At 68.0% G+C, this 13,261-nt stretch carries 13 protein-coding genes; 11 read left to right on the top strand and 2 right to left on the bottom strand.

The window, feature by feature from the left end; translation table 11 throughout:
* The 9 genes from ACWELQ_RS19915 to ACWELQ_RS19875 all read left to right on the top strand — a co-directional run.
* The coding region (locus ACWELQ_RS19915) for a hypothetical protein (RefSeq protein ID WP_452398531.1) at positions 1–547 on the top strand (547 nt) is incomplete at its 5' end.
* The gene (locus tag ACWELQ_RS19910; protein WP_452398530.1) at positions 544–741 is read left to right on the top strand and encodes a hypothetical protein; all 198 of its coding nucleotides are present in this window, start codon (positions 544–546) and stop codon (positions 739–741) included. The genes ACWELQ_RS19915 and ACWELQ_RS19910, both read left to right, overlap by 4 nt.
* Positions 742–766: 25 nt before the next feature.
* Positions 767–4,333 (top strand): DUF6301 family protein, encoded by a 3,567-nt coding sequence (locus ACWELQ_RS19905; protein ID WP_452398529.1) that lies wholly within the window; start codon positions 767–769, stop codon positions 4,331–4,333.
* A 95-nt stretch (positions 4,334–4,428) separates the two neighbouring features.
* Positions 4,429–5,466 (top strand): AraC family transcriptional regulator, encoded by a 1,038-nt coding sequence (locus ACWELQ_RS19900; RefSeq protein ID WP_452398528.1) that lies wholly within the window; start codon positions 4,429–4,431, stop codon positions 5,464–5,466.
* Positions 5,467–5,541: 75 nt separating this feature from the next.
* Positions 5,542–5,916, top strand: a complete 375-nt coding sequence (locus ACWELQ_RS19895; protein WP_452398527.1) for a group I truncated hemoglobin — start codon at positions 5,542–5,544, stop codon at positions 5,914–5,916.
* Between the two features lie 212 nt (positions 5,917–6,128).
* Entirely contained in the window at positions 6,129–7,439 is a 1,311-nt protein-coding gene (locus ACWELQ_RS19890; protein WP_452398526.1) for an MFS transporter, read from the top strand.
* Positions 7,440–7,574: 135 nt separating this feature from the next.
* Complete coding sequence (locus ACWELQ_RS19885; RefSeq protein WP_452398532.1) at positions 7,575–7,754, top strand: hypothetical protein; 180 nt, start codon at positions 7,575–7,577, stop codon at positions 7,752–7,754.
* Between the two features lie 21 nt (positions 7,755–7,775).
* The gene (locus tag ACWELQ_RS19880) at positions 7,776–8,579 is read left to right on the top strand and encodes a helix-turn-helix transcriptional regulator (protein ID WP_452398525.1); all 804 of its coding nucleotides are present in this window, start codon (positions 7,776–7,778) and stop codon (positions 8,577–8,579) included.
* 121 nt (positions 8,580–8,700) lie between these two features.
* Positions 8,701–9,633, top strand: a complete 933-nt coding sequence (locus ACWELQ_RS19875; protein WP_452398524.1) for an SMP-30/gluconolactonase/LRE family protein — start codon at positions 8,701–8,703, stop codon at positions 9,631–9,633.
* Between the two features lie 44 nt (positions 9,634–9,677).
* Here ACWELQ_RS19875 and ACWELQ_RS19870 read toward each other — a convergent pair whose 3' ends face one another.
* On the bottom strand, positions 9,678–9,908 hold the full coding sequence (locus ACWELQ_RS19870; protein ID WP_452398523.1) for a hypothetical protein: 231 nt from the start codon (positions 9,906–9,908) through the stop codon (positions 9,678–9,680).
* A 95-nt stretch (positions 9,909–10,003) separates the two neighbouring features.
* A complete protein-coding gene (locus tag ACWELQ_RS19865) occupies positions 10,004–11,047 on the bottom strand; it encodes an Lrp/AsnC family transcriptional regulator (RefSeq protein WP_452398522.1) in 1,044 nt (347 codons plus the stop codon).
* 101 nt (positions 11,048–11,148) lie between these two features.
* Between ACWELQ_RS19865 and ACWELQ_RS19860 the strand changes: the two genes are divergently transcribed.
* Together ACWELQ_RS19860 and ACWELQ_RS19855 are read left to right on the top strand one after the other, a co-directional pair.
* Entirely contained in the window at positions 11,149–12,582 is a 1,434-nt protein-coding gene (locus ACWELQ_RS19860; protein WP_452398521.1) for an MmgE/PrpD family protein, read from the top strand.
* A partial coding sequence (locus ACWELQ_RS19855; RefSeq protein ID WP_452398520.1) for an isocitrate lyase/PEP mutase family protein occupies positions 12,579–13,261 on the top strand: 683 nt, incomplete at its 3' end. The genes ACWELQ_RS19860 and ACWELQ_RS19855, both read left to right, overlap by 4 nt.

Raw genomic sequence — 13,261 nt, 5'->3', positions numbered from 1 at the left:
CGGCGCGTTGAAGCTGGTCTTCGGGCTGCAATGGCTGCGCAAGGCGGTGCTGCGCGGCTCCGGATATCGCGCACTGCACGACGAGACGGCGGCGTTCCAGAAGCAGATCGCCCATGCCGCAACGAGTTCGGGCGGTGGGCGCGGCGTCGTCGAGGACTGGTACGGATTCACTCTGGCGTTCAAGGGCGTCGTCCTCGAAGGTCTCGAGGTCGTCTTCATCGTGGTCACCTTCGGTGCGAATCAACACGACATTCCCCTCGCCGTGATCGGCGCCGGGGTCGCGGTGGTGGCCGTCGCGCTGCTCGGCGTGGCCGTGCGCGCGCCGCTGGCTCGCGTCCCCGAGAACACCATGAAATTCACTGTCGGAGTAATGCTGACGGCGTTCGGCCTCTTCTGGTCCGGTGAAGGCGCGGGAGTGACCTGGCCTCACGCGGATGTCGCGCTCTTGGCGCTGGTGCCCGCCATCGCCGCCGTCGCGATCGCGGCGACGTTCGTACTGAAGCGAATTCGCGCTCGAACGTCGCGACGGATCGAGGCAGCCACATGAGGGCTTTCCGAACTTTTCTTGCGTTCTGGTACGACTTCCTCATCGGTGACGACTGGTTCGCGGCACTCGGCGTATTCGTGGGCCTCGCCGCGACGGCCACCCTCGTGCACCTCGGAATCAATGCCTGGTGGCTATTGCCGATAACGGTCGCCATTGTTTTCGGCATCTCGTTACGGCGCGGAATCGGCCCGTAACCGACAGGCCAGTAATCTGCTTCGCGTGAGTAAGGAATTCGGGGTGGACGTTGTGGGCGCGCTCGATATAGCGCGGGCCGCGACGGAGTTCGAGTGGACGTGGACCGCACAGGACGCCGATCGCTTTGCGTGGCAAGTCGGTTGGAGTATGCCGCAGGGATCGGAGCCGCGGCGCACGGAATCAGGGGAGGTCTATCTCGGTTATCGGACCGGGCTGCGGGTCTCGGAACCGGAAGCGACATTCGCGATCAGTGCCGAGGGCGCACTGGATTTGGTGTGGTTGCAGATCTCCGATGAGCGTCCGCAACGGCACGGACCGGTACCGGCGGAGATCTTCGAAGGGATCGTCGATCGATTCCGAATGGTCTACGGGGAGCCCGCCGAGCGACACGACGGCCCCGTTTTCGTGCCGAGCGTGACCTGGGTGCTGCCCTATCTGGTGATCCGGCTGTCGCGCGACACCTCCGTGGATCTGCGCCTGACGGATCCGGTTCGGTACCGCCAGGCGGCCACGCCCGACAGCGGCAACGAGGACCGGTGGGCCGATCTGAGCGAGCGAGCTAGGGCCGGAATGGAATTCGCCGATCGGATCCAGATCGTGCTGGCCGCCGACTTCGGACGTGGCTTCGGGCCGCGTCGTGTGCCCGGCTCGGGACCCGAGGCGCAACCGCGCCCGCACGGCCGCGCCGGCAAAGGCTCGTGGTCGCGAGCCGAAATCCTCCAGCTCTGCCGCGATCTGGGCTGGGCCGCCGAGGAGGACAGGTACGCCGTCCATGCCGACGGCCCGTCGGATCTGATGCTGCTGGCCGGTGTGACCGCCGAATACCAGCAGCGCTACGACTACGGCGACCACGATGTGGTGTACCTGGTACAGCATCTGCCCGAAGAAGCCGTCGACAGCGCGTACCGGGTGGCCCTGCGGGAATGCGTGCGTCTGCTCGGTGTTCCCCACCTGGTCGGCGGCCCCGACGCGTTCGCGAAGTGGCGCTACACCGACACGACCATCGAATTGACCCGTGAACAAGGCGGTTCGGCCGACGTCACGCTGGCCGTCCGGCCGACCCACGCCCACGAATGGGAGGAGGGTCGCAACCAGGAATACGGTGACTACGGCGAGGATTGGGTCGGCAAGCTCTGGGAGTTGCAGCCCGACACCGAACTCACCGCCGCGCTGGGCGGGTCGATGCACTACCCCGAGCCGAACGCCGAGGACTGGGAGGAACTCGGCTGGAATCTGGAACGGATCTTCACCTCCTTCGCCGCCGATCTGCCGGTGCTGGACCCGTACGGCACCGAGGTCGCCTGGTCCATCAAACAGGTGGGGGTCGCGGAAGGTCTTGCGCGCGGCTGGTTCTCGCCGAGCGGCGGAATGCTGGAGCTGAGACGGGGCGGGCAGTGGGAACAGCGCATGTATCCGGCCGGGGCCGAGGCCGGTCGCACGATCGCCGCGCTGACCCTCGCCGCCCTGCGTGACAGTCCCGCGAAGTCGCCTGCGGACCTGGAGGTGAAGGCCGAGGCGACGCAGTCGCCGCAACGATTGAACGACGTCCGCTTCGGGATCGGTGAGGACGAGATCGACTGGGGCGACGAAGATCCCGACGACTACGACTCCGATGATGACGACGACATCCGGATCGCCGCTCGCCCGGCCAGGTCCGATGGCTCCCAGCGCACCCACGGCGCCTGGGAACGCACACCCGCCGACGACCGGGCCTTCCTACGCCGCCTCGCCATCATCGCCGAGAACGCCATCCGCGGCGGCACCACCGCCGTCCCCGACGAGGACCGCTGGGTGGTCCCGCCCCAATGGCGCAGCGGCGCAGAGGAATTCCGCGGCCGCGCCGGTTCCCCGCCGCCGCCCGTCGATCCCCGCGCCACCGAGGCGCTGATCGGCATCCTCGACTCCTGCCGTTCCCGGCTGACCGCCATGCTCGCCGAAACCCGGGACAACGGCTTGGTCGCCATCGCCGACGCGGCCGCCGCCTACCTCGACGCACCGGCGCGAACCCCGTCCCCGCTGGGCGCGGCGGCCATCTGGGTGCTGGTGGCCGAGGACTATTGGGAGTGCTGCCGCGCCTCCTTCCCGCACATGGATCACGTGGAGCGCGACATCCTGCCGCGCTTCGTCGACAGCTGGCTGTCCTGCTACGGTCTGGCCTTCGCCGCCGAGACCGTGGTTCTCGCCCGCGGACTGAACGTGGAGTCGGGCTTTCCACACGGTTCGCTGCACGCCCTCGGGCGAACCGATTGCGGCCCGGCGCATTCCGACAACATCATCCGCCGGGTTCGGGCGCATATGGCGTTCGCGCCCGAGCCGATGTACCGGCAGGCGGCCGCGCACCTCGCGAGCGTCCGTCATCGCCTCAACACGGTGTGGGCCAGACTCGCGACCTCCTACCTGATGCCCGAACGCCAGGATTGGGTGGACGCCGACCTGACGCTCGATGGGCTCGACCGCTACAACCACTCGGTGTCGATGCTGGCCACATCCTTGACGCGACCCGACCAGTACAAGCGCTTCCACGCCGCGGCCGGGGAACCGATGGTCGTGGAGATCGAGCAGTTGTACAGCATGCTGGTGCAAGTGGGTCCCGACGCCCTCGACGTGCTCTCGGAATGGGTGTCGGACGCCGCCGACGGCATGCACGATATGCGCAGCGCCGCAGACGTTCTCGCCTGGATACCCACCGACAGCGCCTACGAGGTGCTGCTCGATCTGCGCGACAACGAGGAGGCGGTCGATGCCCTGACCGCCGCCACCGCGCGCTACCCGCATCGAGCGCTGCGCCTGCTGAACGAAGCGTCCTCGGTCACGGAATCCGAGGACTCACCAACAAGATTCGATCCGCTGGGCCTGCGCACGTACGCCTCCGCGGTGCGTGCGCGAATCGGTCTGCCCGCGCGGTCCGAGGCCAGCGCCATCCCCTACGCGACCCTTGGGTTGATGGCGCTGTGCGTGCTGGCCTATGTGGTCATCGCGGTGCAAGCTCACAGCTTCCACCCCACCCCGCAGCACTCACGGGTGTACGCGGATCTGATGCTGACGCGCCGATCGGTCGTCGACGGGCAGGTGTGGCGGGTATTGACCGGTGGCTTCCTCACCAGCAATCCGTCCTACCTGGCTGTCACGCTGGTGTTCGGTTGCATCGTCGGGTATTTCGGCGAAGCGCTGCTGGGTCGGGCCCGATACGCCGCGATCTTCGTGGTCTCGCTGCTCGGCGGTACCGCCGCGGTCATGTGGACGATCCAGAGCTATGCGAGCTTCGGGCCGACCGCCGGCGTGTTCGGCGGGATGGCCTCGGCGGTAACCGTCTACGCGGTCATGCACCGTTCCCGGTGGGTGTCCGTGCTCGTTTCGGTGGGGGCCGTAGTCGGCGTCGGCGTGGAGTTGTGGCTGCATCCGAGCCTGTGGTGGGGCAATGTCGGGGCGATCGGCACGGCGGTGGTGGCCACCATCGGCTTCATCAGCCTGCCCCGCTGGCTGCGGGCCAGGACCGACGACGCGTCGCGGACCATCGGCTGGCTGGCCATGGGTGCGGTCACCTTGTACACGCTGGTATCGATCGGCGGTGTGATGGCGATCCTGTCCTGATCGCCCGCCGTTCCTGGTCATGATGGAAACCGTCAGTGACAGAATGGATTTCGGCGCGGGGAGCGCCGAATATCGCACGGCACACTGGCGGCATCATGGCAGATTCATTCGGGGCGGCGGTTCCTTCGCTACCGTGGCGGTTCAGTACCCATACCCTCGATGTCGAGCAGGCCAGCGAGCAGGGCGGTGAGACGTATTACCCGTTGCGAATGCGGGTGCTGGGCCGCGGCGAACAGTTCGGGATGTCGATCGAGGCCATGCAGCTCGGCGCGATCCTGGTGGGCGACTGCCGATTCGACGCCGATATCCGCATGGACTTCGCCGAACTGCGCCGCTTCTATCACCTCAATATTCCGCTGACGGGCCAACTTTCGTCGAAGAATCTCGGCAACGACATCGAGGCGACGCCGCAGCGCGCCGTGCTGTACGGCCCGACCGGCGATGTGCAACTGAGTCATTGGAGCGCCCGCAGCCGCATTCTGTGCATCAAGATTCGCCGCGATGCCCTGGAATCGGAATTGGAGCGGCTGCTGCAACGCCCGATTCGCGGGCCGATCCCCTTGGCCCCCTCGATGGATCTGACCCGCGGCTACGGGCGGGTCGTGCGGGACCTGGCGTGCCTGCTGGCCGGGCAGATCGGTGAGCCGGAACCCCTGGCCCGGCAGGAGATCATCGGTGAACCGTTGTGGCACAGCATGCTCGCCCACCTGCTGGCGGCCGCCGACCATCGGGATCACGAGGAATTGCTCAGGCCGGGTCCGCCGTGCCGTCCACCGGCCGTGGCCCGCGTTGTCGAGGCGATGCGTGCCGCGCCGGAATATCCGTTCACCGCGGCGGATCTCGCGGAGACCGCCGGAGTCAGCATCCGCACGCTGCAGGCCGCCTTCCGCACCCATCTCGACTGCTCCCCCATAGCATATCTGCGAGAGCTGCGCTTGGAACGGGCACACGCGGAATTGGCCGCCTCGGACCCGGCGCACACCAGCGTCGCCGATATCGCCTACCGATGGGGTTTCACGCATTTGAGCCGATTCGCGCATGCCTACGGTCGGCGCTACGGCGTCTTGCCGTCGGAAACTCTGCGCAAATCGGCTGTCGGCCGCGCGAATCGGATCGTGCTGACAAAGGGGTGAACCCTAATCTTCAGGGGTGAATCTCGTGCGAGGGGTCCCGGGATTCGGATCGACGGGGGCGGCGGGTATTTCGATATGACGACCATCTACGAGCAGATCGGCGGTGAGCGCGTCCTCCGGGACGTGGTCGACGATTTCCATCGCATGGTGCTGCACGATCAACGCCTCGCGCCCTTCTTCGCCGACTCCGACCTGGAGCGGCTGCAGGATCGGTATGTCGCCTTCTTCTCCGCCGTGCTCGGCGGACCCGGCCCTTACCTCGGTCCGTCGATGCGGCAAGTCCATTGCGGCCGCCACATCCGACTGGTCCATTTCACGCTGGCCACCGGCTATCTGGCGAATGCATGTGGCGCGGCCGGAATCCCGCTGCATCTGATCGGCGCGATCCTGCACGTCATCGCCCCGCTCGCCGATGACATCGCGACTGAAAGCCTGGTGAACGAGCCCTAGCTATGGCGGATCACACGCGAAATTCGGTGGCATCAACCCGGCAACCTGATTAGCATAGGAAACGTGTTGGGCTTCTCCGCCACGCCGATGACGTCGTAGGTCTGCCCTCCGGTCGCGTGTACGCGTAGCTTTTCATCCCCCTTCTGGGCGGTTGCGGTTCAGGGAGCGAAACCCGCACACCTGAGTCCGTCGCACCTTCAGGAGGCACATCTGTGAGCCCGGGAGTCGTAGCCCCGCCCCGTTCCGAACTTCGACACACTCCCGGCGACGCTCCACCGCACAGCACCTTCGGGTCGCTGCGCATCCGCAACTACCGCCTCTTCTTCACCGGTCAGGTGATCTCCAATACCGGCACCTGGATGCAACGGATCGCCCAGGACTGGCTGGTGCTGAGCCTCACCGGCTCCGCGGCGGCGGTCGGCATCACCACCGCCCTGCAATTCCTGCCGATGCTGCTGTTCGGGCTCTACGGCGGCGTGCTCGTCGACCGGCTGCCCAAGCGGCCGTTGCTGGTGTGCACCCAATCCGCCATGGGCGCAACCGGACTCGCGCTCGGCGTGCTCACCCTCACCGGTCAGGTACAGGTGTGGCACGTCTACGCCACCGCCTTCGTCCTGGGCCTGGTCACCGTGGTCGACAATCCGGCCCGGCAGACCTTCGTGTCGGAAATGGTGGGGCCCGATCAGCTGGCGAACGCGGTGAGCCTCAATTCCGCGAACTTCCAATCCGCGCGGCTCGTCGGCCCCGCTGTCGCGGGCGTGCTGATCGGCGCGGTCGGCAGCGGCTACGCGTTCGTGTTCAACGGACTGTCGTTCCTGGCCCCGATCGCGGCGCTACTGCTCATGCGGACCGGCGAACTGCGCGCGGCCGCGCCCACACCGCGCGGCAAAGGACAGTTGCGTGAGGGATTGCGGTATGTCGCGGGCCGTCCCGACCTGATCTGGCCGATCGTGCTGGTCGGCTTCATCGGCACCTTCGGATTCAACTTCGCGATCTGGCTGACCGCCTTCACCGAGACCGTATTCCATTCCGACGCACGCACATACGGCCTGCTCAACACCCTGATGGCGGCGGGCTCCCTGGCCGGTGCCCTGCTCGCCGCCCGCCGCGCCACCTCCCGCTTGCGCGTACTGGTCGCCGCGGCGGTGATCTTCGGATTCCTCGAGGTGGTCGCCGCGATGACCCCGTCCCTGTGGCTGTTCGCCCTCCTGCTGATACCGATCGGCATGTTCGGCCTGACGGTCAACGTGACCGCGAACTCCTCGATCCAAATGGCCACCGACCCGGCCATGCGCGGCCGAGTCATGGCCCTCTACATGATGGTCTTCACCGGCGGCACCCCGGTCGGCGCGCCCCTGGTCGGCTGGATCACTGACACCTACGGCGCCCGCCTCGGCTTCGCCGCGGGCGGTGCGATCTCGGCGCTCGCCGCCGTCGCCATCGGCCTCATCCTCGCCCGCATAGCGGGCCTGCGCCTGCGCGAACTGGGCGGAACTCGCCTCGTCGCCGCCGCAGCCCGGTAACCACCGTGCGACCGGCGCGCTCAGGCAAACTGGTCTCGTGCGTGATGTGATGCGGCGGCACCGGGTGCTGAGTTTCGGGGATGGCTTCTGGGCGACGGATGAGGCGGAGCGGTGACGCGGCTGTTTTCGCTGCTGATGTTCGTGTGGTTGATCATCGGCGTGGTGGCGTCCGGGCAGCGCGGATATCTGACCCATGTCAGCCAGGAGTGCGCCGACTTCGCGACCATCGCGGTCACCGTCGTGGCCGGGCCGCTGAACTACACCGGGCTCAATCCGAAGGTGCACAGCTGCGACCTGCCGCAGCCCAGCCCGTAGCACCCCGCCTAGCCTGGGCGGGTGACGGACAACCAACTCGGCGATTTCCTGCGCGCGTGTCGAGCCGGGGTGCGGCCCGAGGAAATCGGGCTGGTCTCCTTCGGCCGCCGCCGGGTCGCGGGGTTGCGCCGGGAGGAAGTCGCCGAAGCGGCCGGTATGAACACCGATTACTACACGCGCCTCGAGCAGGGGCGGGAGCGTAATCCTTCCGCGCAACTGCTCGCCGCGCTGAGCCGGGCACTGCGGCTCACCGACGAATTGCGCGACCATCTGTTCCGGCTGGCGGGTGTGGCCCCGACCATGCTGCCGGTGGAAACGGTGAGTCCGGTGCTGCGGCGAATGCTTGAGAACTATGCCACCGCACCGGCATTCGTCATGAATCCGGCCATGGATATTCTCGCCACCAATGCGATGGCCGACGCTTTCTTCTCGCCCTATCCGCGCCTCGACAATCTCGCGCGAATGACCTTCCTCGAACCTCTCAGCCGGGAATTCTGCGTCGACTGGATCTGGACCAGCCAGGCGATGGTCGCCGGTTTCCGGCAGGCGAGCACACTGTATCCGGAGGACCCGGGACTGCGGCGCATCATCGACGAACTCCTCACCGACAGTGTCGAATTCGCGGAGCTGTGGCATTCCTACACGCTGTGCGTCGCGACCGCGGAACCGCGCGAGTTCCGCCACCCCGACGTGGGACTGCTGCGGCTGACCTACCAATCCTTCGACGTGCGCGGTGCCGCGGGCCAGCGCCTGATGCTCTACCAGCCCGAGCCCGGCCCCACCGTCGACGCCCTGCTCAGGCTCGGCACACGATCCGCCTGCTGATCGGAGCCGTCCCGAGCCTGGGTATATCGCACCCAGGTATCGAGTGGCTCGCGCTACCTACCATGCATGAGCCCGCTGCGAGCGCCTTCGCGGCAACCCTCACGCCCTGCAGGAGAAGCACGTGCCGGATCCGTGGCCCTCGATGCCACCCCACCCCCGCAACCACTTTCGGCCCCGTGCGCTCGTCTCGTCGTGTGCCGCCTTCCTGGCCCTGACCGGGGTCGGGGCCGCCGCGCCCGCACACGCCGAACCGGAGTCGTCGTGTGGAACCGCAACGGTGACGACCATCGCCACCGCCGCCGTCCCGTTCTACGACTGGGCCGAGAATCTCGGCTACGACGCCCAGGGCAACCTGTGGGTGTCACGTCTCTACCGAAACGTGTTGCAGCGCTACGACAATGCGGGGCGCGTCACCGCGACGGTCCCGGTCACCTCCCCCGGCGCGATCCGCCTCGGCCCCGACCACCTGCTCTACGTCGTCTACGGCGACAACTCGATGAACCTGCTCCCCGGCACCCACGACAGCGGCATCGTCCGCTTCGATCCCGCCGCCGAGTCGCCGCTGCCCGAACCCTTCGTCAGCGGCCTGAACATGCCCAACGGCGCGGCCTTCGACACCGAAGGCAACCTCTACATCGCCGACACCGCCTCCGGCATCCTCCGCGTCCGCCCCGACGCGAGCATCGACACCGACTGGACCAACCAGGCAAAGATGTTCGGCCTCAACGGCGTAACCGTCACCGGAGACTCGGTCTACACCACCGTCTACCTCAGCACCCACGGCCAGGTCCTGCGCATCCCGATCGACTCCCCCTCCCACCGAACCGTCGCCGCGGACCTGCCCCTGTCCGACGATCTCACCACCGGTCCCGACGGCTCCCTCTACGTCGCCACCACCGCGGGCGACCTGGTCCGCGTAACCCCCGAAACCCATTCCACCTGCACCCTCCTCACCGCCGGTCCCCTCGCGGCGGTCGTGCCCACCCCCGGCTCCGACCGCGACCTCACGGTATCCACCGGCACCGGCGACATCCTGCGCGTCCACGTGGCCTGATCCCGCACGGCTGCCGCATGATTCGGCGGCCGCGCATGTCGCCGTCAGCGTCCGGGTTCGGCCTTGTCATGCGCCCACCCTGCGAGGAGCACTGCGGCGCAGATGATGACGGCGAGCGCCACCAGCCGCCCCACCCAGCCGCCGGGTGTCCAATCCAGCGCGCCCCACAGCGGTGAATTGTGATGGTCGAAGAGCGTGCGGATGGCGGCCTGCGCGCCGATCACCGTCAGCACCATGCCCGTGATCTGCAATCCGATGTAGGTCTGTTTGTTCACGGGCCAATTGTTCCGGCGCGCGACCGGCATGACATCGCCTCACGGTCGCGCTCCGGCTCATCCTGCGGTGGCGGATCGAACCGGGAACGTGGTCCTCACGGAGGACCCGACGGTACGACCGCCGGGGATGCCCAAGGGTCTACCGGTACGACGCCGACGGCGTGGCCGGTGGTGTCGAGGAGGCGGCCCCAGGATTTGAAGGGGCGCAGTACGAGGCGCTGATCGTGGATGGTGGCGTCGGGCAGGGCGGTGGAGACGCGGTCGAGGATGGTGGTCAGGTCGGAGGGGCGGTGGACCTGGGCCATCAGCATGAGGTTGGCGCGGCCGACGGTGGACAGGCAGATGCGGGTTTCCGGCCAGGAGGCGATTTCGGTTCCGGCGGTGGGGAGTTCGCGGTGTGGGACCGACAGCCAGAGGACGTATTCGGTGGGCCAGCCGCCCGCGCCACGGGTGAAATCCGTGCGGAAGGCGAGCATGCCGCGGCGGGTCAGGGCGTCGAGATGGCGGCGGACGAGGTGGTCGGTGGTGTCGAGCGCGCGGGCGAGATCGCGGTAGCGGGCGCGGCCGTCGTGCTGGAGGGCGAGGAACAGGGGGCGGTCGGCGGGCTCGAAGGCGCGGTCGCGCACCGGTTTTCGGGCCGCCGAGCCGTTCTCGTCGGCGATGGAGCGCTGCTGGTCGCTGTCGATCGCGCCGAGCCGCCAGTGGATCCCGCTGAACCACTGCAGGGCCACCGTGGAGCGCACGCGCGCGATTCCCGGTACGGCGGGCAGGCTTTCGAGGAGCAGAGTGCCGAGCGCCGCCGGGGTATCGCACAGCACCAGGGTGTGCAGGTCGAACTCGCCGTCGGTGCCGTAGACGCTGATCACCTGGGGCAGGGCGGCGAGACCGGAGGCGGCCTGCACGGCTCGCCCCGGTTGCGCGCGCACCTCGCACACCGCACCGACGAGGGCCACCTGCGGACCGGGCACCGAGGACACCCAGGCCCGCCCCGACTCCGACATCCGCTGCCAGCGGCGCGCCGCGGTCGCGGCCGAGATACCGAGCGCCGGGCCGAGCCGCTCGAAACTGGCTCGCGGATTGGCGTGCAAGGCGTCGAGCAGCATGAGATCGACTTCGTCGAGAGCGGAAATTTCACGCATCAGAGGATTCCGTTCTGTCGATTTCATGCGATTGTTGCGCCTATCATCCGATTCTGCCGCAATTTCCGGGGCGGTGGGTTGCCCTGCCGTTCACTGAGGACATGAGCGAAACGACAACCTCGGGCGTCACGGTGCCGCTGGCGCGGTGGGTCGAGCAGCTGACGTTGGACCAGATCCCCGACCGTGTGCGCACGCGCGCCAAGCACTTGCTGCTCGATGGCGTGGCCTGCGGTCTGGTGGGTGCGCAATTGCCGTGGTCGAGGGTCGCCGCCTCGGCGGTGCTGGATCTGGAAGGCGACGGCCGGACCACCGTGATCGGAACCGGCCGCACCACCAGCGGTCCCGCGGCGGTGCTGTTGAACAGCACCTTCATTCAAGGTTTCGAACTCGACGATTTCCATCCGCTGGCCCCGCTGCACAGCACCTCACTGATCGTCCCGGTGCTCTTGGCAACCGCTCAGCAGCACGAAGGAATCTCGGGCGCGGACGCTCTGACGGCTGCTATCGCCGGGTTCGAAGTCGGTCCACGCGTCGGATTGGCGCTGCATGGCGCGGAGATGCTCTCTCGCGGCTGGCACAGCGGACCCGTCTTCGGGACCCACACCGCCGCAATGGTCGCGGGCAAACTGCGGGCGCTGGACGCCGCCGCGCTGGAGGACGCTCTCGGTATGGCGGGCACCCAGTCCGCCGGGCTGATGGCCGCCCAGTACGAGGCCATGTCCAAACGCATGCAGCACGGCTTCGCCGCCCGCAACGGCTACTACGCCGCCGGGCTCGCGGCCGCCGGCTACACCGGCATCAAGCAGGTCTTCGACCGCCCCTACGGCGGCTACCTGTCGGTCTTCGGTGAAGGCCACGACCCGGACCCCGCCCAGGTGATCGCCGGACTCGGCGAGGGCTGGCACACCGAGGTCATCATGGTGAAGTCGTATGCGGCCCAGGGCGGCCTGCACGGCACCATCCAGGCCGCGCTCGAGCTGCGAGACCGCCACCACATCGACCCGAAGTCCATCGCGCACATCGAGATTCGGGTCGGCCACACCGTCTACCACCACGGCTGGTGGGAGCCGCAGCGCCCGCTGACGGCCATCGGCGCACAGATGAATCTCGGCTACGCCGCGGCGGTCGCGCTGCTCGACGGCCAGGTGCTGCCGCCCCAGTTCACTCCCGACCGGCTCGACGCCGACGACGTGTGGGAGCTGCTCGGCAAGGTGGAGGTGAAACTCGACGAGAACATTCAGAACGGCCCGGCCCAGGAGCGCTTCGCCACCGAACTCGCGATCACCCTGACCGACGGCACCCTGCTCGAGCATCGCGTCGTCCAGCCGCACGGCGGCCCCGCCGACCCGGTCACCGATGCCGAACTCGTCGCCAAGTACCGCTCGCTGGTCGGTCCGCTCATCGACCCCGAACGCCTCGCCGCCGTCGAAGAGGCGGTGCTGGGCCTGGATTCGCTCGCCGACCTCACCGAACTGACCGATCTGCTCGCCGCACCGGTCGCGGGCGCTCTCGACCCGCAGGAGCCCACCCGATGACCACGCCACCAAGGGCCCGGCTGCGCGCCGCCCTCGGCGATTCCGCCGAAATCATCGTCGCCCCTGGCGTTTTCGATGGCCTGTCGGCATCCCTGGTCCGCCGCCTCGACTTCACCGCCGCCTATCTGACCGGTGCGGGCGTGGCCGCCAGCGGTTTCGGTCTCCCCGATATAGGCCTGGTCACCCAGACCGAGATGGTCGAACGCGCGCGCATGCTGGTGGGCGTCCTCGGCGACATCCCGCTCATCGCGGACGCCGATACCGGCTACGGCACGGCCCTGAATGTCGTTCGCACCGTGCGTGAATACGAGGCCGCCGGGGTGGCCGCGATCCAGCTCGAGGATCAGGCGTTTCCCAAGAAGTGCGGGCATCTGCCGGACAAGGAACTGATCACCGCCGCCGAGTTCGTCACCATCCTCACCGCCGCGCTGGAGGCCCGCACCGACCCGGACCTGCTGGTCATCGCCCGCACCGATGCCCGCGGTCCGCTGGGTCTCGACGCCGCCATCGACCGCGCCAACACCTACGCGGCGGCGGGCGCGGACGTGCTCTTCGTCGAAGCGCCGCAGGGCATCGCCGAGATCGAGCGGATCGCCCGCGAGGTCAAGGCTCCCCTGTTGATCAACCAGGTCATCGGCGGCCTCACACCGCTCGAATCCTCCACGCGCCTGCGGGAATT

This window comes from Nocardia sp. NPDC004722 (genome assembly GCF_053601505.1).
Note: the sequence above shows the minus strand (reverse complement) of the source record. Positions and strands in the feature narration are given on the sequence as shown.

Excerpts from the sequence above, each read along its gene's own strand:
- ACWELQ_RS19910 (WP_452398530.1), top strand. The coding sequence starts at position 544 with ATGAGGGCTTTCCGAACTTTTCTTGCGTTCTGGTACGACTTCCTCATC.
- ACWELQ_RS19900 (WP_452398528.1), top strand. The coding sequence starts at position 4,429 with ATGGCAGATTCATTCGGGGCGGCGGTTCCTTCGCTACCGTGGCGGTTC.
- ACWELQ_RS19895 (WP_452398527.1), top strand. The coding sequence starts at position 5,542 with ATGACGACCATCTACGAGCAGATCGGCGGTGAGCGCGTCCTCCGGGAC.
- ACWELQ_RS19885 (WP_452398532.1), top strand. The coding sequence starts at position 7,575 with ATGTTCGTGTGGTTGATCATCGGCGTGGTGGCGTCCGGGCAGCGCGGA.
- ACWELQ_RS19865 (WP_452398522.1), bottom strand. The coding sequence starts at position 11,047 with ATGCGTGAAATTTCCGCTCTCGACGAAGTCGATCTCATGCTGCTCGAC.
- ACWELQ_RS19860 (WP_452398521.1), top strand. The coding sequence starts at position 11,149 with ATGAGCGAAACGACAACCTCGGGCGTCACGGTGCCGCTGGCGCGGTGG.